This window comes from Rhizobium sp. BT04 (assembly GCF_030053135.1).
In the GTDB taxonomy this organism is placed as follows: Bacteria; Pseudomonadota; Alphaproteobacteria; order Rhizobiales; family Rhizobiaceae; genus Rhizobium; species Rhizobium binxianense.
The window spans coordinates 1-23,545 of the sequence record NZ_CP125653.1 but is presented as its reverse complement, the minus strand read 5'-3'; the positions used below and the strand labels follow the sequence as shown (position 1 = coordinate 23,545).

26 protein-coding genes are annotated in these 23,545 nt (G+C 61.4%); 8 read left to right on the top strand and 18 right to left on the bottom strand.

The features are described 5' to 3' along the window. Positions 1-80: 80 nt before the first annotated feature. The 3 genes from QMO82_RS31355 to QMO82_RS31345 are packed head-to-tail and all read right to left on the bottom strand — an operon-like array spanning position 81 to position 3,267. Positions 81-1,340: a sugar ABC transporter substrate-binding protein gene (locus tag QMO82_RS31355; RefSeq protein ID WP_071091323.1), complete on the bottom strand. Its 1,260-nt coding sequence runs from the start codon at positions 1,338-1,340 to the stop codon at positions 81-83. Positions 1,341-1,375: 35 nt separating this feature from the next. After that, positions 1,376-2,548: a PLP-dependent transferase gene (locus QMO82_RS31350; RefSeq protein WP_183608993.1), complete on the bottom strand. Its 1,173-nt coding sequence runs from the start codon at positions 2,546-2,548 to the stop codon at positions 1,376-1,378. Further along, positions 2,545-3,267, bottom strand: a complete 723-nt coding sequence (locus QMO82_RS31345) for a FadR/GntR family transcriptional regulator (protein ID WP_183608992.1) — start codon at positions 3,265-3,267, stop codon at positions 2,545-2,547. Before QMO82_RS31345 ends, QMO82_RS31350 begins: the two co-directional genes overlap by 4 nt. A gap of 328 nt (positions 3,268-3,595) precedes the next feature. On the opposite strand from QMO82_RS31345, the gene QMO82_RS31340 reads away from it, so the two are divergent. After that, positions 3,596-4,297, top strand: a complete 702-nt coding sequence (locus tag QMO82_RS31340) for a PDZ domain-containing protein (protein ID WP_183608991.1) — start codon at positions 3,596-3,598, stop codon at positions 4,295-4,297. A gap of 305 nt (positions 4,298-4,602) precedes the next feature. Here the strand turns inward: QMO82_RS31340 and QMO82_RS31335 are convergent, their stop codons facing one another. Together QMO82_RS31335 and QMO82_RS31330 are read right to left on the bottom strand one after the other, a co-directional pair. Further along, the gene (locus tag QMO82_RS31335) at positions 4,603-5,490 is read right to left on the bottom strand and encodes a LysR substrate-binding domain-containing protein (protein WP_183608990.1); all 888 of its coding nucleotides are present in this window, start codon (positions 5,488-5,490) and stop codon (positions 4,603-4,605) included. An 8-nt stretch (positions 5,491-5,498) separates the two neighbouring features. Then, a complete protein-coding gene (locus tag QMO82_RS31330) occupies positions 5,499-5,750 on the bottom strand; it encodes a hypothetical protein (protein ID WP_183608989.1) in 252 nt (83 codons plus the stop codon). Positions 5,751-5,803: 53 nt separating this feature from the next. Here QMO82_RS31330 and QMO82_RS31325 point away from each other — a divergent pair, with 53 nt between their 5' ends. Next, the gene (locus QMO82_RS31325) at positions 5,804-6,379 is read left to right on the top strand and encodes a hypothetical protein (RefSeq protein WP_183608988.1); all 576 of its coding nucleotides are present in this window, start codon (positions 5,804-5,806) and stop codon (positions 6,377-6,379) included. 55 nt (positions 6,380-6,434) lie between these two features. Here QMO82_RS31325 and QMO82_RS31320 read toward each other — a convergent pair whose 3' ends face one another. Together QMO82_RS31320 and QMO82_RS31315 are read right to left on the bottom strand one after the other, a co-directional pair. Then, complete coding sequence (locus QMO82_RS31320) at positions 6,435-7,250, bottom strand: endonuclease/exonuclease/phosphatase family protein (protein WP_183609077.1); 816 nt, start codon at positions 7,248-7,250, stop codon at positions 6,435-6,437. A gap of 94 nt (positions 7,251-7,344) precedes the next feature. Further along, entirely contained in the window at positions 7,345-8,808 is a 1,464-nt protein-coding gene (locus QMO82_RS31315; protein WP_183609076.1) for a phosphatidylserine/phosphatidylglycerophosphate/cardiolipin synthase family protein, read from the bottom strand. A gap of 164 nt (positions 8,809-8,972) precedes the next feature. Between QMO82_RS31315 and QMO82_RS31310 the strand changes: the two genes are divergently transcribed. The 6 genes from QMO82_RS31310 (at position 8,973) to QMO82_RS31285 (ending at position 11,824) form a co-directional block, all read left to right on the top strand. Further along, a complete protein-coding gene (locus QMO82_RS31310) occupies positions 8,973-9,614 on the top strand; it encodes a UdgX family uracil-DNA binding protein (RefSeq protein WP_183608987.1) in 642 nt (213 codons plus the stop codon). 142 nt (positions 9,615-9,756) lie between these two features. After that, positions 9,757-10,011: a DUF2934 domain-containing protein gene (locus tag QMO82_RS31305; protein ID WP_097616413.1), complete on the top strand. Its 255-nt coding sequence runs from the start codon at positions 9,757-9,759 to the stop codon at positions 10,009-10,011. Positions 10,012-10,148: 137 nt separating this feature from the next. After that, positions 10,149-10,331 carry a hypothetical protein gene (locus QMO82_RS31300; RefSeq protein WP_183608986.1) on the top strand — a complete coding sequence of 61 codons (183 nt, stop codon included), beginning with the start codon at positions 10,149-10,151 and terminating at the stop codon, positions 10,329-10,331. 9 nt (positions 10,332-10,340) lie between these two features. Next, a complete protein-coding gene (locus tag QMO82_RS31295) occupies positions 10,341-10,514 on the top strand; it encodes a hypothetical protein (RefSeq protein ID WP_183608985.1) in 174 nt (57 codons plus the stop codon). Between the two features lie 297 nt (positions 10,515-10,811). Then, entirely contained in the window at positions 10,812-11,093 is a 282-nt protein-coding gene (locus tag QMO82_RS31290) for a DUF3175 domain-containing protein (protein ID WP_183608984.1), read from the top strand. A 5-nt stretch (positions 11,094-11,098) separates the two neighbouring features. After that, positions 11,099-11,824 carry a glutathione S-transferase gene (locus tag QMO82_RS31285; protein ID WP_183608983.1) on the top strand — a complete coding sequence of 242 codons (726 nt, stop codon included), beginning with the start codon at positions 11,099-11,101 and terminating at the stop codon, positions 11,822-11,824. Between the two features lies 1 nt (position 11,825). Here QMO82_RS31285 and ligD read toward each other — a convergent pair whose 3' ends face one another. The 11 genes from ligD to QMO82_RS31230 form a co-directional block, all read right to left on the bottom strand. After that, positions 11,826-12,704: a non-homologous end-joining DNA ligase gene (ligD, locus tag QMO82_RS31280; protein ID WP_183608982.1), complete on the bottom strand. Its 879-nt coding sequence runs from the start codon at positions 12,702-12,704 to the stop codon at positions 11,826-11,828. Continuing rightward, positions 12,701-13,708: a DNA topoisomerase IB gene (locus QMO82_RS31275; RefSeq protein WP_183608981.1), complete on the bottom strand. Its 1,008-nt coding sequence runs from the start codon at positions 13,706-13,708 to the stop codon at positions 12,701-12,703. Before QMO82_RS31275 ends, ligD begins: the two co-directional genes overlap by 4 nt. A 15-nt stretch (positions 13,709-13,723) precedes the next feature. Next, positions 13,724-15,880 carry a glycogen debranching protein GlgX gene (gene glgX / locus QMO82_RS31270; protein ID WP_183608980.1) on the bottom strand — a complete coding sequence of 719 codons (2,157 nt, stop codon included), beginning with the start codon at positions 15,878-15,880 and terminating at the stop codon, positions 13,724-13,726. Between the two features lie 95 nt (positions 15,881-15,975). Further along, positions 15,976-16,770, bottom strand: a complete 795-nt coding sequence (locus QMO82_RS31265; protein ID WP_183608979.1) for an SDR family NAD(P)-dependent oxidoreductase — start codon at positions 16,768-16,770, stop codon at positions 15,976-15,978. Between the two features lie 257 nt (positions 16,771-17,027). Beyond that, positions 17,028-18,242, bottom strand: coding sequence for an MFS transporter (locus tag QMO82_RS31260; RefSeq protein ID WP_183608978.1), 1,215 nt, complete (start codon positions 18,240-18,242; stop codon positions 17,028-17,030). 132 nt (positions 18,243-18,374) lie between these two features. Next, positions 18,375-18,857 carry a GNAT family N-acetyltransferase gene (locus tag QMO82_RS31255; protein WP_183608977.1) on the bottom strand — a complete coding sequence of 161 codons (483 nt, stop codon included), beginning with the start codon at positions 18,855-18,857 and terminating at the stop codon, positions 18,375-18,377. An 87-nt stretch (positions 18,858-18,944) separates the two neighbouring features. After that, a complete protein-coding gene (pcaF, locus tag QMO82_RS31250; RefSeq protein WP_183608976.1) occupies positions 18,945-20,150 on the bottom strand; it encodes a 3-oxoadipyl-CoA thiolase in 1,206 nt (401 codons plus the stop codon). 9 nt (positions 20,151-20,159) lie between these two features. Then, complete coding sequence (locus QMO82_RS31245) at positions 20,160-20,849, bottom strand: 3-oxoacid CoA-transferase subunit B (protein WP_183608975.1); 690 nt, start codon at positions 20,847-20,849, stop codon at positions 20,160-20,162. Beyond that, the gene (locus tag QMO82_RS31240) at positions 20,846-21,553 is read right to left on the bottom strand and encodes a 3-oxoacid CoA-transferase subunit A (RefSeq protein ID WP_183608974.1); all 708 of its coding nucleotides are present in this window, start codon (positions 21,551-21,553) and stop codon (positions 20,846-20,848) included. Before QMO82_RS31240 ends, QMO82_RS31245 begins: the two co-directional genes overlap by 4 nt. A 244-nt stretch (positions 21,554-21,797) precedes the next feature. After that, entirely contained in the window at positions 21,798-22,340 is a 543-nt protein-coding gene (locus QMO82_RS31235) for a hypothetical protein (protein WP_246718349.1), read from the bottom strand. A gap of 20 nt (positions 22,341-22,360) precedes the next feature. After that, positions 22,361-23,545 (bottom strand): hypothetical protein, encoded by a 1,185-nt coding sequence (locus QMO82_RS31230; RefSeq protein ID WP_183608973.1) that lies wholly within the window; start codon positions 23,543-23,545, stop codon positions 22,361-22,363.

Here is a 23,545-nt window from a genome sequence, read left to right as displayed (position 1 = left end):
GCGGCATATTCCCTTCTCCCCAGCGGGGAGAAGGTGGCAGCACGCGGATGAGGGGCCTCTATCTCAAAGCTCTCTAACCATTATTTTTTCGACAAGAACTTCTGCTGCGCCTTGGTCAGATAATCCGCCCACTGATCGGCCAGATCCTTTGCCGAGATATCGCCGAGTAGCGCCTGCTGCGAAGTCTTGATCGCCAGCGAATCCTTGAAGAAGGCGAACTCTTCCAGATAGGTCGGCATGACCGTCGGTACCGTGTTCGGATCCGCCAGTTCCTCGAACCAGCCCTTGAACTGGTCACCGGCATAGAAGGGATCCTTCTCGGCCGCCGTATAGGCCGGCAGGGCGCCGATGCGCTTGTTCCACTCGATGTTGCCTTCCGGCCCTTCGAGGGTGGCGATCAGCTTCCAGGAGAGATCCTTGTTGCCGCTGGTCGAAAACATTGACCAGCCGCCATAGCCGATCGTCGGGAAGGACTTGCCGTCGGGACCCTTGGGCAACGGCATGACGCCGAAATCTTCTTTTTTCATGCGCTCGGCAATGGCGATCAGCGCATCCGGATCCTGGTCGAGGAAGGCGCAGGTGCCGGAATAGAAGCCGGCGACGACTTCGTTGAAGCCCCAGTTGACGCTGTCCTTCGGCGCGTAGCCTTTCTTGTAGAGATCGACCATCCATTCGATGCCCTTGGCCCAGCCGGGGCTGTTCATCGTCGAGGTGCCGTCCTCGTTGAAATACTTGTTCGACCCGGCCATCGAGGCGGCAAAGATCATCCAGCCGTTGAGGCCGCCCGCTCCGCCGCGCATGCAGTAACCGTATTTGCCGGAGAGTTTGGAGACTTTTTCGGACGCGGCGGTGAATTCCTCCAGCGTCTTCGGCGGCGCGGCCACACCGGCTTCCGAAAGCAGTTTCTTGTTGTAGAACATCGCCCTGAGATAGAAGCCGTAGGGCAGCATATAGGCGGTGTTCTTGACGTCGCGGCCGAGTTCGAGCGCACGCGGCGTCAGCTCTTTGGTGTGCTCCCACTTTTCGAGGTAGGGCTCGAGGCTCTCGAGCATGCCGTTATTGGCATAGAGCGACAGCCAGGTATCGGGCATCTCCATCACATCGGGCACGTCGCCGGCCGACACCATGGTGGCGAACTTCTGGAAGGCTTCGTTCCAGGGCAGCGAGATGATGTCGACCTTGGTGCCGGGATTGGCGGCTTCGAACTTGCCGACGATCGATTTCAGCGTTTCGGTGCGCTCCGGGCTGGTGATGACTTCGACGAGCTTGAGCGTCGTATCGGCAAAGGCCGTGCCCGCCATCATCGAAGCAAAGAGCGTTGAGATTATTAGTTTTTTCATGGCTCAGTTCCCCCTTGTTAGGTTTCTCTCGGGTTTCAGGATAATGAGGCGGCGGCGAGCGCCTCCTCGATGTCTCTCCACAGCGCCTCGGTTCCTTCGAGGCCGACATGGAGGCGTACGGATCGGGCATGGATGCCGAAGGCATGCGCGGAATTCGGTTGTGCCTTCTGCTGGAGCACCACCTCGCCCGGTACGATCAGGCTTTCATGCCCACCCCAGCTCACTCCCAGTTTGAAAAGCTTGAGGTGATCGGCGAAGGTGCGGATATCGACGCCTTCGCGGAAGATGAACGAAAACAGGCCCGAGGTGCCGTTGAGGCCGGCGGGCGGACGGTTGGCAAGTCCCGGGTGGCAGACCGTCTCCACCACGTCGAGCCTCTGCAGGCGCCTGGCGATTTCAAGCGCCGATGCCTCGTGGGCCCGCATGCGCAGCGGCAGCGTTCGCAGGCCGCGGATCAGCAGCCAGGCGTCGAACGGCGAAAGCTTGCCGCCGAGATAAGGATAGGCCTCGGCCTTGACACGCGCAATCATCGCCTGCGAGCCGGCGACGATCCCTGCCACCACATCGCTGTGGCCGCCCAGATATTTCGAGGCGGAATGGATGACGAGATCGACGCCGAGCGTCAACGGCCGCTGGAAGAACGGGCTTGCCCAGCTGTTGTCGATCATCGAGACGACGCCGTGCCGCTTGGCGAGTGCTGCGAGCGCACCGACATCATGCGCCTCCATCACCCAGCTCGTCGGGCTTTCCAGGTACAGGAGCTTGGCGCCGGGCAGCGCCCTGGCGACCGCTTCCTCGTCGCGGCCGTCGACATAGGTCACCCCGATCTTCATCCGCTTCAGGATGGTGCCGAACAGGCGGAAGGCATCGGGATAGACGTGTCGGACGGCGACGATGCGGTCGCCCGGTTCGACGAAGCTCAGGACCGCCGACGAGATCGCCGCCATGCCGCTCGCAAAGCCCAGCGCATCCTCAGCACCTTCGAGCTTGGCCAGCATTTCCTCGAAAGCGCGCACCGTCGGATTCAGCCCGCGCGTATAGGTCGGGCGCACCTTCTCACCGCGATAGGCGGCGATCATCTCGTCATAATCGGAAAAGGTGAAAAGCGAGGTCTGGAAAATCGGCGGCACGACGGCGTCGGCGAAGTTGCCCTCGTCGTGGGCGGTGATGATGGAAGCAAGATCGAACGGGTCTGCGCCGTTGCTCATTTGGACATTTCCTTGATGTCTTCCTCGACGATATCGAGAATTTTCAATGTTTCCGCCCGCGCCGCCTCGGCATCCCCGGCAGCGATCGCGTCGAAAAGCGTGCGGTGAAAGGGAAAGGACCGGCGGGCAAAATCCTGCCGGTCGAAGGGGTGTTCCCAGAAGCGCTCGAAGGTCTCGCGCATCTGCTCGAGAAGCTGGCGAAACAGCGGATTGTGGGTGGCGTCGTAAACGGCGAGATGGAAGGCCAGATCCTCCGGCCCGGATGTGCCCTTCTCCAAGTGCACCCGCTCCATCTCGTTGAGCTTCTCCTCGATGACGACGAGATCCCCAGCGGTGCGCCGCCGGGCGGCGACCATGCCCGCCTCGCATTCGATGCCGCGGCGAACCTCCAGCGTCTGCAGCAACGCGTCGCGCAGATGCACCGCGTCGAACGACAGCGGCATATGGATGGTCGCCCTGGACACCGGCTTCAACAGATAGGTGCCGCTGCCCTTGCGCGTCTCGATGACGCCGAGCGCCTGAAAATGGCGGATCGCCTCGCGAATGGTCGAGCGGCCGACGGCCAGCGCCGCCATCAGCTCGCGCTCGGCCGGCAGACGGTCACCCGCCTGCAACCGTGCCTCCTCGACATAATCCGCCAGCGCATCGGTCACCTGACGCGCGCGGTCCATGACCGGAAGCGGCCGGATCACCGGCCTGTCGCTACGATTTGCCTTCATGGTTCCCCATTTTCTTCTCAGGCAACCGACCCTGAAATTGGTCTGACATCTTAGCATTTCTCAAAGATGGGAGAGCGTCAAGGGGTGTTTTGCGACGTGAGATGATGCCAATCGGCGTCGCCCTGGCCGGACTCAGGGACTGGTGATCAATAACTGAATCGCGTCTTCGGGTGCTTCTATGATCATAAATCGCCGGTGCAGTTTATCGAACACGCATGCGCGGGAGGATCATCTTACGCTCGTCCAACGAATTAGAGATATATTAAAAATAGACTGCTATTTCTCGCACTCTATGCAAAGCCAGCACGCACCGGTGGAGAAAAAAGCGTTGAAGACCCCATATAACGCACTACGCGCATTGCTTATCATTGCCAACATTACATCACCATTGACCGGATATTCCGCCGCCTATGCCGCGGCGCCGCCGACGCATGGGCTTCCTTCGCCTCAGCTTTCCAAGGCGCTCGATGCACTGCTGTTGCCCGTCAACAAGGCGGTCATAAAGAAGTTCAAGCTTGCCAAGGGCGAACACGGCGTACTGGTGCTCTCGGTCAAGAAGGGCGGCATTGCCGACAAGCAGGGAATCAAGCCGGGCGATGTGCTGTCTGAGGTTCACGGACACAAGGTTCACAAACCTGTCGACGTCGACATTGCCGTCAGCCGTGACCTGAAAGCGGGCAAATCCGATATCGCCTTTGCCGTGCTTCGGGATGGTGCGCCGGTGGCTGTCGCCGCCGTCATCACACTTGAGGAGTACAACGAGGCCATCTCGGTCACGGAAGTTTCGAGCTGGGAGAGCGACACATCGGAGACGTCTTTCTCCTATTCCGAATATGTGTCCGAGGAAACACAGACAATCGAGTCCTCCTACGAAAGCGAAGAGACAACCGTCGAGGAAGCAATGACGCAGGAAGAATCTTCCAGCGACGAGGAGACGAGCGACGACAGTTCCGAGGATGAAGGCGACGACGATGCCGGTGACGATGGCGATGACGGCGGCGATGACTCGGGCGGCGATTCCGAAGAATAACGATCGCCTACCGGAGATCTGCGGCGCGTGACCCGTCTGCCGCAACGCGTCGGCCACCATGTTGTGGCCGATGCGATGATCGAACGCGAAATCGTTCGGCTACCGGTGGACCGCGGTCTCACTCCCGTCCTTACTCCGAGCCTTCACGGAAAAGTAGCCAGAAGGATCTTCGTTGGTGGCGGGAGGCTGAAAGTTAAGCCCTCCCTGACGGCTGCGACTCGGGCGTATAATTTACCCGTTGTCCGGATTGGCGGCGTTCAAGTAGAACGGCATGGAATATTCGTTCAGCCCATCGAATGTCTTCACTATCCTTCGATCCGAGACCTGATCCAGCGGACGAAGAGCAAGGCCGCCGGCGTGAGCCGCTCGAAGCTGCGCGCGACGAGCCAGTAAGCGCCGAGGGGAATGGCGAGATCGAAGAGGCGAAGCAATCGGCCCGCCCTGATCTCTTCCTCGGCGAAGATATCGTCCATCAGCGCTATGCCCTGCCCGCGCAGGACGGCCTGCATGACCAGCCCGCTATCGGCATAGACCGGCCCCCGCGCGGTTTCCGGCATGGCGGTGCCTGCCGTCTGGAACCAGCGGAACCACACGTCGCGGGTCTCCTCATGCAACAGCGTATGACGGAGCATGTCTTCTGGGCAGTCGATCGCAGGCCCTGCCTTGAGCAGCGGAGGCGCTGCGACCGGCACCATCCTGACATCGGCGAGGTGTTCGCTCTCCGTCCTCGGCCAGGCAGTGGCGACGGCGCTGTGGCGGATGGCGATCTCGGCCTGGCCGCTGCGGAACTCGACGAGGCGCGGATCGGAGTCGATCGTCACGTCGATCTCGGGATGCCTCTCGCGAAATTCCGGCAGGCGAGGAACGAGCCAGCAGGCCGCGAAGGAAGGCTCCGCGCTGATCGTCACCGCAGCCGTCGCCGGCCGGCCACGGATCTCCTCCAGGCATTCGTCGATGCGGTCGAAGGATAATGTCAGGATGGCGAGCAGCCTGGCCCCGGAGGCGGTGAGATGGACGCTGCGATGGCGGCGCTCGAACAGCGCTTCGCCGAGCAGCGCTTCCAGCTCGCGGATCTGCCGGCTGACTGCGGCCTGCGAGATGAACAGTTCCTGCGCCGCCAGCGTGAAATTTTCGAGACGGCCGGCGACCTCGAAACTCCGCAAAGCCGTCAATGGCAAGCGTCCGCGCTTCATCCATAACCTCAAGTCATTCGAAGAGGACGATAAGCTCGTTTGAACGTCGGGGGCAAGAGGGGCCAGATGATTGCAAAGGAGAGCGAGCGATGTGCAAGCGAATATTCGAGATCTTGCTCGACGTCATCAGGCTCACGACCTTTCAACCGCGGCGGCGGATCGAGGATCGCAGACGCCATCCCTTTCGGTTCTAAAATTTGCAGATGCTCGCGCTGATAGACGTTTGCAACCACGCAGGCGTCCATTGTGCCTTCGGGCATGCCATGAGATGTTCCAAGGAGAAATAGCGCCCCTGAGGGACACGCAGCGAAACATGCGCGACTATCTGAAAAGTAAAGACTTTCATCGACATATGCGTTCGCTGCTGGCCTCGGGATTTCAGGAACTCGGCTGGGAATCGCAACTCGGCGGCAAGTGCAGCTTTGCCCGGGGCGGACGGGTTTGTTGGCTGCAGGTATCCCAATATTCGAACAGCGTTTTGGGCGCCAAATTCACGATCAACATGACCGAGAGCTCCGGCCCCGCCGGCGACACAAGAATACTTTATCGCCTCGACAAGGCGGATCGGGCAATCGGCAAGGCTTTGGAAGAGCACATCATTGCGCACCTGCCCAGGCCCGATCCCGACCCGGAGATCGAAGTCGTCGGAGACAACGGTCAACCTGTATTGGTCAGGCTGGGCGATCTGGTTCGAGCAAATCCACGACAATGGGAGGCTGCCACCGACGTCTGGCTGCCTTATTTCAGCAAAAGCGATCTTGACGATTGGGCTGCGTTTCTCTTGCCTCGCCTTGAGCGACTGACCGCACCTTCCTCATCGGAAAAGATCGATCCGCAATGGTGGGCTCAGCGGTTTCGCCGTCTCACGCGTCTGTTCCGCTCGAAGTGAGAGGCACTCGGCGGCCGATCGAGCCGCTCCGATGACGTCCCTGTCGACGTCGTTTTTAACCGCCCACCGGCTCCAGATCGACCAGCGCCTTGATCGGCAGGTGGTCGGAGGCGATGCGCGCCAGTGGCGTATCATGCGCTTCCACCTGCGAAATGATCCCCTTGCGGTTGGCGATGATGCGGTCGAGGGCCAGAAGCGGCAGGCCGGCGGGAAAACTCGGGACGGCGGGCGGCAGCTCGCCGAAGGCGGATTGGAAGGTGTTGAGCGAGGAGCGGTCGCCGAGCCGCCATTCGTTGAGGTCGCCGAGCAGGATGGTCGGCATCTCGTGCCGGTCGTTGATGAGCTCGACCAGCGTCCGGGCCTGCTGGGCTCTGTTATGGCGCAGCAGGCCGAAATGCGCGGCGATGATGCGCAGCACCCCGCCCTCTTCGAGCTCGATCTCGGCGACGAGGGCGCCGCGCGGCTCCAGCCCCGGCAGCTTGACCTGATGCACGTCGTGCACCAGCCCCTTCTTGAAGAGCACGACATTGCCGTGCCAGCCATGCGCCTTGGCCATGCCGGCAACCGGCACGGGGATCAGCCCCGTCTCCCGCTCCAGCCGGCCGAGATCGAGAAGGCCGGTGCGCTCACCAAAGCGCGTATCGGCCTCCTGCAGCGCGATGACGTCGGCGCCGATTTCATGGATCACCCGGCTGGTGCGCTCCGGATCGAAGCGGCGGTCGGTGCCGACGCACTTGTGCACGTTATAGGAGGCAATCAGCGTTCCGGCACTGCGCGGCCTTGCCTCCGTATAGGCCGGGTCGAGCCGCTTTTTCCTGCTCCTGATCGAGGCGAGAATGCTGGCGGGAAGATTGTGTTTTCTGGCGTGCATCGGCAGGCGCACTTGTTCCATTGATCAAAAAGGCTTCTCTCGGCAGTATAGGCGGCCAAGCCGAACTTGCCACGTCCGAGCGCAAATAATCCCTTCAGAGATAGGGGGAGCCCAGCCACAGCACCTTCTCGAGCAGCCGCACCGGGAAGGGTCGTGCCCTTAAGCCGTCCAGCGTCACCGGCGTTGCCGATTTCAGGGTTTCCTCGATATGCTCGTCGATTTCGCCGGCAAAGCCCTCGTTCAGCACTTCGAGATCGACCTCGAAATTCAGCCGCAGCGAGCGCGGGTCGAGATTGGATGAACCGACATAGGCCCAGGTGCCGTCGATCGTCAAAAGCTTCGAATGGCTGAAGCTGCCGGTCGAGCGCCAGATGCGGCAGTAATTCTTGAGGATCTGGTCGAATTGCGCCGTCATCGCCCGGTCGACCAGCACGAGGTTGTTGACCGCAGGCACGACGACGTCGACTTCGACGCCGCGCCGCGCCGCCGTCACCAGGGCGCTGATCAATTCGCGGTCCGGCAGGAAATAGGGCGACATGATGCGGATCGATTGGCGCGCCACGGAAAAGGCGCCCATCAGCATCTTGTGGTTGGTCTCAACGCTGCGGTCCGGCCCGGAGGCAACGACGCGCATCAGGATGGGATCGCCGGGGCTGCGCTGCGTCGGTTCGATGCGCCAGGCCTCGCCGTTCAACAATTCCTGCGTGGAGAAGCGCCAGTCTTCGGCGGCGAGGTCGAAAAGGTCGGCGACGATAGGGCCGGTGACGCTGAAATGCGTGTCGTGCGCAAAGCTCTCGCCCGTCGCCTCCTCACTGAAGCCCGCCCTGATGTTCATTCCGCCCGTCAGCGCGATCTTCCCGTCGACGATCAGGATCTTGCGGTGGGTGCGCAGATTGGCATAGGGCAGCCGCAAACCCATGATGACGTTGCCGTTGAAGACGGCGACGGTGACGCCGCCCTCGCGGAGATGGCCGAGAATGCTCGGCACCGAATAACGCGCACCGACCGCGTCGATCAGCACCCGCACCTCGACACCCCGCCGGACCGCCGCAATCAGCGCATCGGCGATGCGAAGGCCGATGACATCGCGGTCGAAGATATAGGTTTCGAGCAGGATGCTGCGCGCCGCCTCGTCGATGCTTGATTTCATCGCCGCATAGGCCTCATCGCCGGTTTCGAGCATGTCGATCGAATTGCCTGAGGTCAGCGGATTGCGGGTCACCCGATCACCCAACGTCTGCAGCGCCGCAAAACGCCGGCCGAACTGGCTGATCACCGTCTCGGCCTCGGCATCGAATGTCTCCAACTCGTCGATTTCGGCCGCAGCCAGCAGCGCGTCCCGGCGAATGCTCAACGATTTCCGGCGGATGCGGTTGATGCCGGCAATCGCATAGAGCACCGCACCGATGATCGGAGACAGGATGATGACGCCGACCCAGCCGATCGCGGCGCGCACCTCCTCCTTGGTCATGGCGGCATGGATCGCCGCCGCGGCCCCCATGGCGATCGAAACGACAAAGAGGATATGCGGCCAGTAGGTCGACAGGAGATAGAACATCGCTGGCAAATATAGCCGCGAAACGGCGGCGTTCAATTGCACTGCCGCTCTCTCATGGCGCGAAATTTTTCGTCGTGATCATTTTGCCGCCCGCGTCAGCCGCTCCGCCGCGGGAACAATTCCCTATGCGATCGATTTGGTCCCGAGGAGATAAGGATCGCATCATGAACATCGCCGCAAGCGTCGGTCCCGCCCTCGCGCTTGAAGTCGCGGACGCCGCAAGCATCGCCGAGCTCCGGCATCAGGCCGAAGGCTGCACCCGCTGTGACCTTTACAGGGATGCCACGCAGATCGTCTTCGGCGAAGGCCTCGGGAAGGCCGAGATCGTCCTCGTCGGCGAGCAGCCGGGCGACCAGGAAGATCTGACCGGCAGACCCTTCGTCGGCCCGGCCGGCCGGCTGCTCGATCGCTGCCTTGATGAGGCCGGGCTCGACCGCCGGCGCTGCTATGTCACCAATGCCGTCAAGCACTTCAAGTTCACGCCGCGCGGCAAACGGCGGCTGCATGCCAAACCCGATGCCGGCGAGATCAGGCGTTGCGCCTGGTGGCTCGGCGCGGAACTCAATATCATCAAGCCGAAACTCGTCGTTACCCTCGGCGCCAGCGCGCTCTATGCGCTGCTCGGGCCGAAAGTGAAGCTGACGCCGGAGCGCGGCCATATCCTCTATCCGGCAAACCGTCCGCCCGTCCTGGTCACTATACACCCCTCCTATCTCTTGCGCATTCGCGACGAGGCCCAGCAGCATCGGCTACGCCTTGATTTCGTGTCAGATCTGCACAAGGCGGCGGAGTTTCAGCCCCGATGATTGCCAATTCTCAACCCTGGCATGCTGCAACGCGAAATATTTGCGGTTGCAGGGCGATTTCGCTTGAAAGAGTTCCCCTCCTCTGGAACCATCCCGACAGTATCGCGTTCGAACGACGGCATCATGTGACTGGAGATCAGCGATGACAGAAACTCGGGACGAGTGGATCAAAAAACGTGCATACGCCCTCTGGGAAGAAGAGGGTTATCCGACAGGGCGAGAATCCATTCATTGGGAACAGGCACGACACGAGCGCGAGACGCTCGAAGGTTCTGCGGCCTCGTCCGACGGCAAGGAAATCAAGCCCAAGGCGAAGCGCAGCGTCGCCGGCAGCAAGACGAACGGCGTCGTCAAAGCGGCGCCGAAACGGACTGCGAGCCGCAAGACGGCGCCCTGAATACCGAAATACCGAGCAGGCCGATCAAACAAAGGGCGTCGTCGCGGCGCCCTTTGATGCTGTTTGTCATATGCCTGAATTAGTTGTGCTTTATGGAATTTGAGAGGTGGGCTTCCACGGGGGTGAACAGAGGCCGGATGACGCAGCAAGCTTTGAGGCTTCTTAAGAAAATTGAGCCCTCGCCCGATAACCGGGAACAAGAACTTTCGCTGGCTGTTTATGGCGAAACCGGGGAAGTTGCCATGAACGACGGCCATACCGCTATCCTCTCCGTCCCGCTTGTCGCAGTCGGCGGCAGCACGTCGACCGCGATTGTGTGAGGGATGGAGATGTCGCTCCTCGTCATCGCCGCACTGCTCTATCTTGGTCTCGCGCTCGGGTTCATCCTTGTCATCGATAACCTCGTCGGGCTGGTTTTCCGCGATCCCGCCGCGCCGGTGCAGCCGCCCTCCTTCGACATCGGCCGAGCCTTCGCTGCATCGCAAAAATCCTATCGGAAATAGCAGCCCCAACAGCCGTAGGCGGCTTAAACCGCTGAATGCCCACCGGTTATGGATGTCTCGACCGCCCCTGCCGGTTTGAAAGGGTCACCCTCAAGACGACCCAGATCCAGCCTTGTGCAGGCATTCGCGTCGGAAACCTGAAAACTGGCTTTGTTCGGCATCCAGGCCTCGCAGGCCATTGACCGTGGCTGGAACTTTTGAGCTCCGCACCGGTTCAATGCTTTTGCAAACCGACCCTCAACGAAGGATCGACAGGCGGTGGCGTGCCGCCGGCCGCATCCAGCAAAGGTTTTTGACATGGCCAAATCGAAGAAGAAATGGTCGCAGGACGTCACCGAACACAGCGATGCGATGGACCTGAAGAAAGGTGCGTTCAAATCGGACGATCCGAAGAAGATTGCCCGCTCGGCCGCCGAAGAGAGCGATCGCCGCAAGTCGAGCCCCTTCCGCGCGGCCATGTCGATGCTGACCTTCTACATCAACCGCGCCGGCGACCAGCCGACGAAAAAGCAGCGCGGCACCCTTGAAAAAGCCAAGGGCGAACTGCGAAAAGACCTCGGTCGTCAACCGAAGGATTGAGAGCCATGCCATACGAGCTTTATTATTGGGACGGCATTCAAGGCCGCGGTGAATTCATGCGGTTGGCGCTGGAGGAAGCCGGCGCCGACTATATCGACATCACCCGTGAACCCGGGCGCGGTACCGGGGCGATGTTCGAGATCATGGAGAGCGAGAGCGAAGCGCATATTCCCTTCGCACCGCCCTTCCTGAAGGATGGCGACCTCATCATCCCGCATGTCGCCAACATCCTGTTTTATCTCGGCCCGAAGCTCGGCCTTGCCCCTGAGGACGAAGGCCTTCGCCATGTCGTCAACGGCCTGCAGCTCACGATCACCGATTTCGTCGCCGAAGTGCACGATACGCATCACCCGATCGACACGTCGCTCTATTACGAGGACCAGAAGCCGGAAGCAAAAGCCCGCTCAGCCGCCTTCATCCGCGAACGCATTCCGAAATTCCTCGGCTATTTCGAGCGTGTGCTGCGGCAGAACCCGAAAGGCCCGGGCCACATGGTCGGCGAGGCGCTCACCTATGTCGACCTGTCGATCTTCCAGGTGGTCGAGGGTCTGGCCTATGCCTTCCCGAAAGCCATGGCCAACCGCAAGGCGGACTATCCCCGCCTGCTGGCCCTACATGATACGGTGGCGAAGCGTCCGAATATCGCCCGCTATCTCGCCTCCCCTCGCCGCCTCGCCTTCAACGAGGAAGGGATTTTCCGGCATTACCCGGAGCTCGACAGCGCGGGATAGGTCATTCCAGCGGCGCGGCCGCATCGAAGAAATCGCGCCAGGGGTCCTTCGACCGGGCCTGCAGCCGCTGCGGCACATTGCCGAGCGTGAAAGCGGCCGGGCCGCTCAGGTCGTTCAAATCTGACCAATCGAGCGGCATCGAAACCGGTGCCCCTGGTCGCGCCCGCGTCGAATAGGCCGCGACCGCCGTATTGCCGCGGCCGTTGCGGAGATAATCGATATAGATATGCCCCCCGCGTTTGGCCTTCGTCGCAGTCGCCAGATATTTGTCCGGCGCGTCGGCCGCCATGCTTTCGGCAAGCGAGTGGGCGAAATCCTTCACCTCGGCCCAGCCGGCCTTCGGCGCAAGCGGCGTCACCACATGCAGCCCCTTGCCGCCCGAGGTCTTGACGAAGGCAGCAAGGCCACGGGCTTCCAGCCGCGCCTTCACGTCAAATGCGGCCGCGATCACCGCGCTCCAGGCAACGTCCTCGCCGGGATCGAGGTCCATGGTGATCATATCGGGCCTTTCCCAATGATCCGTCGTCGTGCCCCAGGGATGAATTTCAAGCGCGGCCGATTGCACCAGCGCCACGAGCCCGTTGAAATCGACAATGCGCAGCAGCTTTTCGCCGGCAGCATCCTCGGGGTCGGCGATCTCCTCGATATGCAGATTCATGCCCTTCCAGGCGTGTTTCTGAAAAAACCGCTGGTGGCTTTTTATCCCGTCCGGCAGGCGCAGCAGCGCCAAAGGCCGGTTGACGACATAAGGCGCCATGAACGGCCAGACCGCGGCATAATAATCCGCGAGCGCCTGCTTGGTCACGCCCTCATCCGGCCAGTAAAGCCGGTCGGGATGGGTCAGCGATACGTCAGATGCCGGCGGATGTCTGGGGCTCATTCTTCGATCTCGCGTGTGAGGAAATCAAGTAGCCTGTTTTCCTCGGCCCGCAAGCCCCGCAGCGGCTCGTTGCCGCTCTCGATCAGCGGATGATCGTTGCCGGCGAGCGCGATGATTGCCGGATGGATATAGCTCGAGCGCGAGATTGCCGGTGTGTTGTGCAGCGCCTCGGCCGCGGCTTCCGACATCTGTTTGACTGTCGGCCGGCCGCCGCCGACAATCGCCTCGCGCGCCGCCCCGAAGGCCGCCAGCGATCCGGCCCAGGTGCGGAAGGTCTTCGCCGAAATGGGAATCCCCGATATCTCGGCCAGATAGGCGTTCAGCCGGCCGGAATCGATCGGCTTCAGCGCTCCGCTGTCATCCTTCCAGACGAAAAGCTGGCGGCCGGGCAGATCGGCTATTTCCTCCAGGATCTTCTGCAGCCTGGGATGTTTGAGACTGCGCTGGACGCGCTTGCCGCCCTTGGCGCGGAATTTCAACTCGATCTGTCCGTCGACGATCTTCAGGTGGCGCTTCAGCAGCGTCGTTGCGCCATAGGTGCCGTTCTCCCGGACATAGGCCTGGTTGCCGACGCGCAAATGCGCCTCATCGAGCAGCGTCGTCAACGCCGCCAGCACGCCGTTGACATCCTCCGCACCGGTGTCGAGGTGGCGCAGCACGGTGCGGCGTATCTTAGGCAGCGCCCGGCCGAACTCGATCAGCTGATGGAATTTCCCGGCACTACGGAAGGATTGCCATTCCTTGTGGTAGCGGTACTGCTTGCGCCCGCGCGCATCGAAGCCTGTCGCCTGCAGATGGCCGTTGTCGTAGAGGCAGATCCAGACATTCTCATAGGCCGGCGGCAGACCGAGCGCGCCGATGCGGGCCCGCTGCAATTCATCGACAAGCGTCCGGCCATCCGGCATGACATAGCTGAAACCCTTGCCTTTCCTTCGCCTGCGGATGCCTGGTTCGGTATCGCTGACATAGATAAGGCCAAGTTCGGTGATGGCTTCGGCATTCATGCTGTTGAGGACCTGCTACTTATTGCGGCGGCCGAACTGGAACCACCGCCGGCGCTCGGCCTTGGTCGCGTCCTTCGGCGGCTCGGTCTGTCCCTTCGGTGCGAAGACCGCCACGCTCTGAGCATAGACGATGACCGGATTCTCCGGCTCGTGCACCTCGAAGGCATCCGTCTCCGTCCCCGTGTCGAGAACCCTCGACCACTGTTTCAGCCCATTCACCACAGGCAGGTGAACCTCGCAGTCGCCGCCGGCATTGAAGATGAGGAAGAGGTCGTCCATCGTCTCGGTGTCCGGTGCGTTCACGCTCCTCGAGACATAGACCCCAAGCACCTGCAATCCGTCGTCGTTCCAGGCCCCATCGTCCATGAAATTGCCGTCAGGCTTGTACCAGGCGATCTCGATGCGGCCGTCCTCGGCGGTCTCGCCTGTCAGGAACCGCTCCTGCCTGAGGACCGGATGAGCCTTGCGGAAGGCGACTGCCTGGCGGCAGAAATCAAGGAAGGGATCGTCGAGCCCCGCCCAATCCGTCCAGCCGATCTCGTTGTCCTGGCAATAGGCGTTGTTATTGCCGCCCTGACTATTGCCTACCTCATCGCCGGCAAGGATCATCGGAACGCCCTGGGAGAGCATCAGCGTCGCCATCATGTTGCGGCGCCTGCGTGCCCGAAGGCTGTTGATGTCCTCGTTGTCAGTCACTCCTTCGGCACCCATATTGTCCGAATGATTGTCCGAATGTCCGTCCCTGTTATCCTCGCCGTTCGCGTCATTGTGCTTGTCGTTGAAGGAAACCGTGTCCATCAGCGTAAAGCCATCATGGGCCGACAGTAGATTGATCGATGATGTCGCGCCGCGATCGGAGTGGTTGAACTGTACCGCCGAGCCGGTGATGCGCTGCGAGATCTCCGACACCATGCCGTCGTCGCCCTTCCAAAAGCGGCGGACGTCGTCACGAAACTTGTCGTTCCACTCACGGAAGGGATGCGGAAAGCCGCCAACCTGATAGCCGCCATCGCCCACGTCCCAGGGCTCGGCGATCAGCTTGACACCGGCAAGGATCGGATCCTGGCGGATGGCGCCGAAGAACAGGCCCTGCCGGTCGAATTCCATATCCTGGCGACCGAGCGTGCTGGCAAGGTCGAAACGGAAGCCGTCGATATGCATGACGCCGACCCAATAGCGCAGGCTGTCGAGCACCATGCGCATCACCATGGGATTGGCGGCATTCAGCGTATTGCCGGTGCCGGTTGTATCGAAGGTGTGGCGAGGATCGTCGGGCGAGAGGGTATAATAGCTGGCATTGTCGAGCCCGCGGAAGGAGAGCGTCGGGCCTTTCTCGCTGCCTTCGGCAGTGTGATTATAGACGACATCCATGATGACTTCGATGCCGGCGGCATGGAACTTCTTCACCATGGTCTTGATCTCGGTGATCTTGTCGCCGGACATGTAGCGCGATTGCGGCGCGAAGAAGCCGAGCGTCTGGTAACCCCAGTAATTGCTGAGGTTGTTTTCCAGGAGATAACGATCGTCGAGGAAATACTGGATCGGCAAGAGCTCGATCGCCGAGATGCCGAGCTTGACGAGGTGATCGATGATCGGATCGCTGCACATGCCGAGAAAGGTGCCGCGCAGCCGGTCGGGCACCTTCGGGTGCATCATCGTCAGGCCGCGCACATGCGCCTCGTAGATGATCGTGTCGGGCCAGGGACGGCGGATTGCTTCTTCACCCGCCCAGTCGAAATCCGGATCCTGCACCACGCCCTTGACCATGAAGGGGGCGCTATCACGTTCGTCGAAGGAAAGATCGTCCTTGCCGATCTGGTAGCCGAACAGCGCGTCGTTCCATTTCAGCTCGCCCGTCACCTGCTTGGCATAGGGGTCGAGCAAGAGCTTGTTCGGATTGAAGCGATGACCGGCTTTCGGATCGTATGGACCATGGGCGCGATAGCCGTAGACCGTCCCCGGGGTGACGCCGGCGATATAGCCGGACCAGATATCGCCCTCGCGTTTCGGCAGCGGCAACCGCGCGACCTCCTTCTTGCCGTCCGGCGAGAAGAGGCAGAGCTCAATCTGTTCTGCATGCGCTGAGAATACCGCGAAATGGGTGCCCGACCCCGTATATTCCGCCCCGAGCTCAGGCTTGAGGAAGTCGAGTTCTGAAAATGAATAGCTCATAATGCCCCGCTCGATAAAAAGACCATGCGGGAAACGTAACGGCGGCACGAAAGTTCCCTTGCTTTGCAAGGGAAGATCTCCGCGGGAGGCGGAAACTAAGGCATCAACTGTCCGCCGTTGACCTCGATAATCTGGCCGGTGATGTAACCCGACAGCGTCGGCGAGGCGAGGAAGAGATAGGCGCCGACGCAATCCTCTGATGTGCCGACGAAGCCCATCGGGATCGATTTGCGCTGCAACTCCATTTGCTCGTCATTGGTATAACGCTCGTGGAAGGGTGTCGCGATAACGCCCGGCGCCACCGCATTGACGCGAATCCTGTCGGCGACGAATTCCTTGGCATGGCCGCGCGTGATCGTCGAGACGAAACCCTTCGACGCCGCATAGAGGATCGCACCATTGCCGCCACCATTGCGGGCGGCAATCGAGGTGGTGTTGATGATGAAGCCGCCCTGCTTCTTCAGCCAGGGATGCGCCGCACGCGTTGCCGCCAGCACCGAGCGGGCGTTGAGGTCCATGACCGCGGCATAATGCGCGTCGGTATATTCCGAGGTCGGCTTGCGCCCCAGCATGCCGCCGGCATTGTTGATCAGCCCGTCGAGATGGCCGAAGGTTTTCGCCGTCTCCTCGACGACACGCTCGGTCTCGCCTTCCCTCGAGACGTCGCCCTGGATCAGATGCACGGTGCCGCCGGCAGCCCGAATCTCGTCTGCAAGCTTCTCCGCCGGTTCGCGGCTAGCATTGTAATGCACGCCGACCTTGGCTTTTTGAGCCGCGAAGGCGCGGGCGAGAGCCGCACCGATGCCGGTCGAGGCGCCGGTGATCAGCACCGCCTTGCCGGCGAGATCCGGCAGCTTGATGGATGCGAGCGATTGCGCGAGTTCGACCATGGCGACGATTGCCTCCCGAAAAACCAAGGACATAGGTGATAAAACGGATTGGGGAAGTCTATCAGCCGAAATCGATGACGGGCAATGCACGAAAGCGGGAGATTGGCGTCTTCGGGGGGATGCCGTAGCTGTCTGGTTCGTGCGGATGGCGGCCCCTCACCCTAACCTTACCAGGGTCGAGCCACTCGTCTCGACCCCGGTCGGTCGCGACAGGCGGATGAGGGACTGTTCTCGCCGATCTCGTCGGCCAGATCTCACTACGACGCCACGCCGAAGGCCGGCTGCGGCTTCTGGCGAGTGAGAGGCGGAAAGGCGAGCGCGATCGCCGCAGCCCCCAGCCCGACCATTGCGGAGCCGATGAACAGCCAGGAATAATTGGCGAAAGTGTCGAATATCCAGCCGCCGACGAGCGGGCCGAAGGCCATGCCGAGGCTGGAGAGCATCGTCGCCGCACCGAACACCGTGCCGATGATGCGCGGCCCGAAATATTCCCGCGCCAGCACGGCATAGAGCGGCATCACACCGCCATAGGCACTGCCGAAGACGATGGCGAGCGCATAGAATTCGCCGAGCCGGCTGACGAAGAGATAGGTCGCAAGCGCTGCCGCCTGCACCAGCAGGCCGGCGACCAGCACCGGCTTCACCCCGATCCTGTCGGCAAGGCTGCCATAGAGCAGCCGGCCGCCGAGGCCAGCCAGGCCCTCGACGCTGTAGATGCTGACGGCGGCCATCGGTGCGACGCCGCAGATCGTCGCATAGTTGACCATGTGAAAGATCGGCCCGGAATGCGCCGCGCAGCAGGCAAAGAAGGTCAGGCCGAGCACGATGAATTGCGGGGATCGGAAGACTTTCGACAGCTGCGGCCTGGCACCGTCGGCTGCGAACTCGGTTCCGCTATCGGCGGTCTCGGCAGGCGGGCGCCTGACCAGTAGAGCGGCCGGCACCAGCAACACCCAGGCCGCAACGCCAATGATCAGCATGGCCGGCCGCCATTCATAGGCCGAGATCAGCCAGCGCGCGAAAGGTGAGATGGTCATCGGCGCAACGCCCATGCCGGCAGAGACGAGCGACACCGCAAGCCCGCGGTTTTCGTCAAACCAGGCGGTCGTCGCCGCGATCATCGGCGCGAAAAACGTGCTGGCGGCGAGCCCCACGAGGATGCCGTAGGTCAGCTGGAACTGCAGCAGCGTTTCGGCGCGGCTCGCCAGGACCAGTGCCAGGCCGAGCAGCACGGACCCTATCAGCACGACGACGCGCGGGCCGAAGCGATCGCTTGCCGCGCCCCAGAAGAAGCCACCGAAACCCATGACAATGAAGTTCAGCGTCATCGCGCTCGCGATACCGACATGCGACCAGCCGGTCGCCGTTGCAATCGGCTCCTGGAAAATTGCCAGCGAGAACATCGCGCCGAGCGCAACGCATGTCATCAAAGCGCCCGCAGCGACGATGACCCAACGATAGGAAACACTCATGGCTTCATAACCTCCATGCCGACAGAGTTATCGCGACGCATGCGGCGAGCCTACCGCATTTCGCGCCTGCGATCTCAAGACGTGTGAGCCGTCGCGATTTCGACAGCGCATTCACATCTTTTTTCGTCAAACTTAGAGAGTGCGAAACATCACCAACGCGTCGACATAACCTTGCGTCGGATGAAGGAAGACGCCGGGAAGGCGGCCGACGATATCGAAGCCGAGAGATTGCCACAGCGCCACCGCGCGTTCATTGCTGCTGACGACGAAATTGAACTGCATGGCGCGAAAGCCCCGCAAGCGGGCATGGTCAAGGGAATGCTCGTGCATCAAGCGAGCGACGCCCCGGCCGCTGGCGGCAGCATCGGTCATGTAACCGCAGTTGCAGACATGCCGGCCGCCGCCTGCCTGGTTGGCCTTGATGTAATATGTGCCGAGGATCGCGCCATCCTCTTCGGCGACGAAGGTCTCGCGGTCCGGCCCCATCCAGTAGGCCAGCGCATCCGCTTCGGAGAGATCGCGATCGAGCGCATAGGTTTCGCCGGCGCGGATCGTCGGACCGATGATCCTCCAGATGGCGCTTCGATCATTCTCGTCTGCAGGTCGGATCAGCATAGCCGATTTCTACAGAAGCCGGGCCTGGCGCGCAACCGGCCGAGAACTCCCGGCGTACGCCAGAAGCATAGCAATTTTCAAGCAGCCTCAGACCCTTTCGAGCGCGACCGCGATCCCCTGCCCGACGCCGATGCACATGGTCGACAGCGAGTATTTTCCGCCGATCTCCAGCAGTTCCAACGCCGCCGTGCCGGTGATGCGGGCGCCCGACATGCCGAGCGGATGGCCGAGCGCGATCGCGCCGCCATTGCGGTTTACCCGCGCATCGTCGTCGGCAATGCCGAGCGCACGCAACACCGCCAGTCCCTGGCTGGCGAAGGCCTCGTTGAGTTCGATCACGTCGAACTGTTCCACGGTCATGCCGAGCCTTGCCATCAGCTTGCGCGAGGCCGGGATCGGCCCAACCCCCATCACCCTTGGCGGAACGGCGGCGGCGGCACCGCCGAGAATGCGGGCGATCGGCGTCAGGCCATATTTGCGCGCCGCAGCTTCGGACGCGACAATCAGCGCCGCCGCCCCGTCATTGACGCCGGAGGCATTGCCTGCGGTCACCGTGCCGCCCTCCTTCTTGAAAGGCGTGGCGAGTTTCGCCAGCGTCTCGATCGTCGTCGCCCGCGGATGCTCGTCTTTTTCCACGACGACAGGATCGCCCTTGCGCTGCGGGATGATCACCGGGGTGATTTCCTTGGCCAGCCGCCCGCTCGCCTGCGCGGCAGCGGCCTTCGCCTGGCTCCGCACCGCGAATGCATCCTGATCCTCGCGGCTGACCTTGTAATCCTCGGCGACGTTCTCGCCGGTCTCCGGCATGGAATCGACGCCGTACTGCTTCTTCATCAACGGGTTGACGAAGCGCCAACCAATCGTCGTGTCGTGGATTTCGGCAGCGCGAGAAAAGGCCGTCTCAGCCTTTGGCATGACGAAGGGCGCGCGTGACATACTCTCGACGCCGCCCGCGATCATCAGCTCGGCCTCGCCGGCGCGAATGGCACGCGCGGCTGCGATCACCGCATCCATGCCGGAGCCGCAGAGCCGGTTGATCGTCGTGCCCGGCACGGAGACCGGCAGGCCGGCAAGCAGGGTCGACATGCGCGCCACATTGCGGTTGTCCTCACCAGCCTGATTGGCGCAGCCGAAGATCACGTCGTCGACCGCTTCCCAATCGACGGCGCCGTTGCGTTGCATCAACGCTTTCAGCGGGATTGCACCGAGATCGTCGGCACGCACCTGGGACAGCGACCCTGCAAAGCGACCGATCGGCGTTCTTACGTAGTCGCAGATAAAGGCTTCGGTCATGGCTTTTCCTCAGAGTTTCGGGACGACGAGGTCGGCAACCGGCCCCTCGACGTGTAGCGGCGCGCCTGTCATCGCCTGCAATTCCTCCTCGGACATCGCGGCAAGCTTCTCGCGCAGGACGAACCGTCCCTTCACGATGTCGATGACCGCATGGCTCGTATAGACGCGGGTAATGCAGGCGACGCCGGTGAGCGGGAAGGCACATTTCTCCACGAGCTTCGGCTCGCCAGTCTTGGTGACGTGCTCGGTAATGACGCAGACCTGCTTGGCGCCGTGCACGAGATCCATGGCGCCGCCGACGGCCGGCACGCCCTTGCTGCCCACCCGCCAATTGGCGAGGTCACCGCTCTGAGCCACCTGATAGGCACCGAGGATCGCGACGTCGAGATGGCCGCCGCGCACCATGGCGAAGCTATCGGCATGATGGAAGAAGGCCGCGCCTGGCTTCAGCGTCACCGCCTTCTTGCCGGCATTGATCAGATCCCAGTCCTCCTCGCCGGCCGCCGGCGGCTCGCCGAAATTCAGGATGCCGTTTTCCGTGTGGAAGATCGCCTGACGGCCGGGCGGCTGATAGCGGGCGACCATTTCGGGAAAGCCGATGCCGAGGTTGACATAGGCGCCGTCGGCAATGTCCTGCGCGGCGCGCCAGGCGATCTGCGCATTGGAAAGCTTGATGTCTTCACGAGTGTCGATGGTCATACGTAGGCCACTCCGGCTCGAATGAGCTCTTCTTCCTGCTGGGGATTGGCGATCTCGACGAGGCGGTCGACAAAGATGCCGGGGGTGACCACATGCTCGGGATCGATACCCCCGGTCGGCACGATCGACGAGACCTGGACGATGGTCTTGGCCGCCGCCATGCACATCAGCGGATTGAAGTTGCGGCCGGCCTTGTTGTAGGTGAGATTGCCCTGGATATCGCCGATTGCAGCCTTCACGATCGCAAAATCCGCCTTCAGCCAGCGCTCCTGCACATAATGGCGGCCGTCGAATTCGGCGATGACCTTGCCCTCGGCGAGTTCCGTGCCATAGCCGGTCGGCGTGTAAAAGGCCGGAATGCCCGCTCCGCCGGCTCGGATGCGCTCGGCAAGCGTTCCCTGCGGCACCAGCTCGAGCTCGATTTCGCCGGCCAGATATTTATCGGTGAAGGCGCGCGGATCCGAGGACCGCGGGAACGAGCAGATCATTTTCCGCACCATGCCGGCGTCGATCATTGCGGCGATGCCGATGCGGCCGTTGCCGGCATTGTTGTTGATCACCGTCAGGCCCCTGGAGCCTTTGTCGATCAAGGCATGAATGAGCTCGATCGGCGCACCCGAGCCACCGAAACCACCGATCATGACGGTCGCGCCGTCACCGATCTCAGAGACGGCCGCCGCCGTGCTCCCGACTGTCTTGTCCATGCGGGATCTCTCCTTGGCCATATGGGCGGGAGACTGCTGATCCCGCCCTCCAGCGTCAGGCATAAGGCGCAGGTGGCGCGACGGCAAGAAATTTGTGCGATATTTGATATTTGTTCATATATCGCACAACAATATACACGCCTCAAGAAGCCGGTCAAGGTGGCAGGTGATGCTGTGTTAACCCAGCCAGGTCCGCAGGGGATTGAGGCTCCTCCGGCCTCAATCCGCGGACATTGCCATGGATTCAATCGCGAAGCCGCTGCGGCGCCAGCGATTGCGTCTGCGCGTAGGCCAGCGGCGAACGGTTGCCAGGCAGGTTTTCATCAAGGATTAGCGTCTTGATATCGTCGGAGCGAACGTCCAGCGCGATCACCCGTTCGAGCTTGTCCAATGACCAGACGGAATAGCCGAGCGCCGGCGAGTAGCCGCAATCGCACCCGCAGTCGTCGTGGGGTATCTGCGTGGCCTTGACCGGGAGATACATGATCCGCGGCTTCGGCAGCTTGTAGCAATGGCCCTCATAGGCATAGCCATAGATCACGCCGATGCTGACCATCTCGACCTTGCCAGGATCGATCAGAATGTAGCAATTGCCCACTTTCAGCTTGATTTTGTCCGAACCCGCTTCAAACTCGCCATCCCGAAGTGGTTTTGCTTGAGCCGCTTGAGGCGGATGAGCCTCTTTGCCGGGCGGACAGAATTCATTTCGCCCATAGAGACGGACCTCACTGGGATTGAATGGCACTTTACCTGTTCCAATGAACGGATTTTCAGAGCAGCAACTCATTTCCCCTCTCCTTTTCTGGCTCACCTCGAGCCGAGGATTTCACGCCATGCAAAGTTTTCCTCTAATTGTGCGGCAGCCGATAAATCCGCCGCCGAGATGATTGCCAGCGCAGCGTCCGCAAGGCGCATCGTGTCTGGATCCAGCCTGTGAAGTGCTGCGCCGATCGCCGCCCCCACTGAATCCCTCGCCTTAGTCAAAGCCAGCTTGAAGAAGAGCGGCCGGTCCCGAAACGCCGCCGCCGTCGATTGCCGGAACCAGTCGAACTCGTCCTGCGTCAGATCGCGAAGATTGACGGAGAGAAGACGGCGATCGGCGCAACCGCTGGCGACTAGCTCCCGGTGGTAGAGTTCGACGATCGTATCGAAGATCGCACCGAGAAAGGGCAAGGATCGGTCATGAACCTCGCTTGTGACTTCCGACATGCGCCGGAAGTTGGTCGCAAGGCGGATCTGCGTCTCCGGGCTTGTCTCGGCAAAGCGGTTGAGCTCGTTGTAGAGAAGGAGGTTTCCCTTCGTCCTGCGCAGCAGCCGTTCGATGGCGGAATCGAAATGCAGGAACGAGATCAGGGATACGCTGTCGGAGATGGCCTCGGAGAAAGGAAAAAAATCCGCGTCACGGGAAAGAGAGCCGGGAAGCCCCATCTGCGAGAGCGTGATGAGATGGCCGATCTCATGCGCGATCGTGTCGAAGTTTAGCGCATAGGGCGATTGCTCATCATCCACTTCCGAGTAACCGAGTTCGATGAAACCAAAGCCCGCTTGCGCGTTGTTCCACCGAACAAGGGGAACGATTTCGAGCCGCGGATAGAAATCAGAGAAGAACCAATGCATTGGTCGTGCGAGATAATTGCGCCAGACATCAAGAACGAAATGAATGCAAGCATAGGCATGGGCGCCCAGATAATCGCGTGATCTCGGGTCGAGGCTATCAAAGTGGCGATCCGGGCCCGACTGGACGGACCGTCGTTGGGGACCACGGTACGGAGGCAAGCCACCAAAACGATAAGGCTCCTTGTCGAACAGTGGATCCGCGACATACATCGACATGTCGCTAGGACCATCACTGATCTCGTCAGGCAATATCGACAGCAAGACGCGATCCGGCTGCTCATATCCAAGGATAAATGGCGGTTGAGGAAATATCCAGAATCGAGTCCCAAGACCCGGCTCGGACTTCTTAAGTGATATGTCAGGAGACAATTCCAT

Excerpts from the sequence above, each read along its gene's own strand:
- QMO82_RS31355 (WP_071091323.1), bottom strand. The coding sequence starts at position 1,340 with ATGAAAAAACTAATAATCTCAACGCTCTTTGCTTCGATGATGGCGGGC.
- QMO82_RS31350 (WP_183608993.1), bottom strand. The coding sequence starts at position 2,548 with ATGAGCAACGGCGCAGACCCGTTCGATCTTGCTTCCATCATCACCGCC.
- QMO82_RS31345 (WP_183608992.1), bottom strand. The coding sequence starts at position 3,267 with ATGAAGGCAAATCGTAGCGACAGGCCGGTGATCCGGCCGCTTCCGGTC.
- QMO82_RS31335 (WP_183608990.1), bottom strand. The coding sequence starts at position 5,490 with ATGAAGCGCGGACGCTTGCCATTGACGGCTTTGCGGAGTTTCGAGGTC.
- QMO82_RS31330 (WP_183608989.1), bottom strand. The coding sequence starts at position 5,750 with ATGCCCGAAGGCACAATGGACGCCTGCGTGGTTGCAAACGTCTATCAG.
- QMO82_RS31325 (WP_183608988.1), top strand. The coding sequence starts at position 5,804 with ATGCGCGACTATCTGAAAAGTAAAGACTTTCATCGACATATGCGTTCG.
- QMO82_RS31320 (WP_183609077.1), bottom strand. The coding sequence starts at position 7,250 with ATGCACGCCAGAAAACACAATCTTCCCGCCAGCATTCTCGCCTCGATC.
- QMO82_RS31315 (WP_183609076.1), bottom strand. The coding sequence starts at position 8,808 with ATGTTCTATCTCCTGTCGACCTACTGGCCGCATATCCTCTTTGTCGTT.
- QMO82_RS31310 (WP_183608987.1), top strand. The coding sequence starts at position 8,973 with ATGAACATCGCCGCAAGCGTCGGTCCCGCCCTCGCGCTTGAAGTCGCG.
- QMO82_RS31305 (WP_097616413.1), top strand. The coding sequence starts at position 9,757 with ATGACAGAAACTCGGGACGAGTGGATCAAAAAACGTGCATACGCCCTC.
- QMO82_RS31300 (WP_183608986.1), top strand. The coding sequence starts at position 10,149 with ATGACGCAGCAAGCTTTGAGGCTTCTTAAGAAAATTGAGCCCTCGCCC.
- QMO82_RS31295 (WP_183608985.1), top strand. The coding sequence starts at position 10,341 with ATGTCGCTCCTCGTCATCGCCGCACTGCTCTATCTTGGTCTCGCGCTC.
- QMO82_RS31290 (WP_183608984.1), top strand. The coding sequence starts at position 10,812 with ATGGCCAAATCGAAGAAGAAATGGTCGCAGGACGTCACCGAACACAGC.
- QMO82_RS31285 (WP_183608983.1), top strand. The coding sequence starts at position 11,099 with ATGCCATACGAGCTTTATTATTGGGACGGCATTCAAGGCCGCGGTGAA.
- ligD (WP_183608982.1), bottom strand. The coding sequence starts at position 12,704 with ATGAGCCCCAGACATCCGCCGGCATCTGACGTATCGCTGACCCATCCC.
- QMO82_RS31275 (WP_183608981.1), bottom strand. The coding sequence starts at position 13,708 with ATGAATGCCGAAGCCATCACCGAACTTGGCCTTATCTATGTCAGCGAT.
- glgX (WP_183608980.1), bottom strand. The coding sequence starts at position 15,880 with ATGAGCTATTCATTTTCAGAACTCGACTTCCTCAAGCCTGAGCTCGGG.
- QMO82_RS31265 (WP_183608979.1), bottom strand. The coding sequence starts at position 16,770 with ATGGTCGAACTCGCGCAATCGCTCGCATCCATCAAGCTGCCGGATCTC.
- QMO82_RS31260 (WP_183608978.1), bottom strand. The coding sequence starts at position 18,242 with ATGAGTGTTTCCTATCGTTGGGTCATCGTCGCTGCGGGCGCTTTGATG.
- QMO82_RS31255 (WP_183608977.1), bottom strand. The coding sequence starts at position 18,857 with ATGCTGATCCGACCTGCAGACGAGAATGATCGAAGCGCCATCTGGAGG.
- pcaF (WP_183608976.1), bottom strand. The coding sequence starts at position 20,150 with ATGACCGAAGCCTTTATCTGCGACTACGTAAGAACGCCGATCGGTCGC.
- QMO82_RS31245 (WP_183608975.1), bottom strand. The coding sequence starts at position 20,849 with ATGACCATCGACACTCGTGAAGACATCAAGCTTTCCAATGCGCAGATC.
- QMO82_RS31240 (WP_183608974.1), bottom strand. The coding sequence starts at position 21,553 with ATGGACAAGACAGTCGGGAGCACGGCGGCGGCCGTCTCTGAGATCGGT.
- QMO82_RS31235 (WP_246718349.1), bottom strand. The coding sequence starts at position 22,340 with ATGAGTTGCTGCTCTGAAAATCCGTTCATTGGAACAGGTAAAGTGCCA.
- QMO82_RS31230 (WP_183608973.1), bottom strand. The coding sequence starts at position 23,545 with ATGGAATTGTCTCCTGACATATCACTTAAGAAGTCCGAGCCGGGTCTT.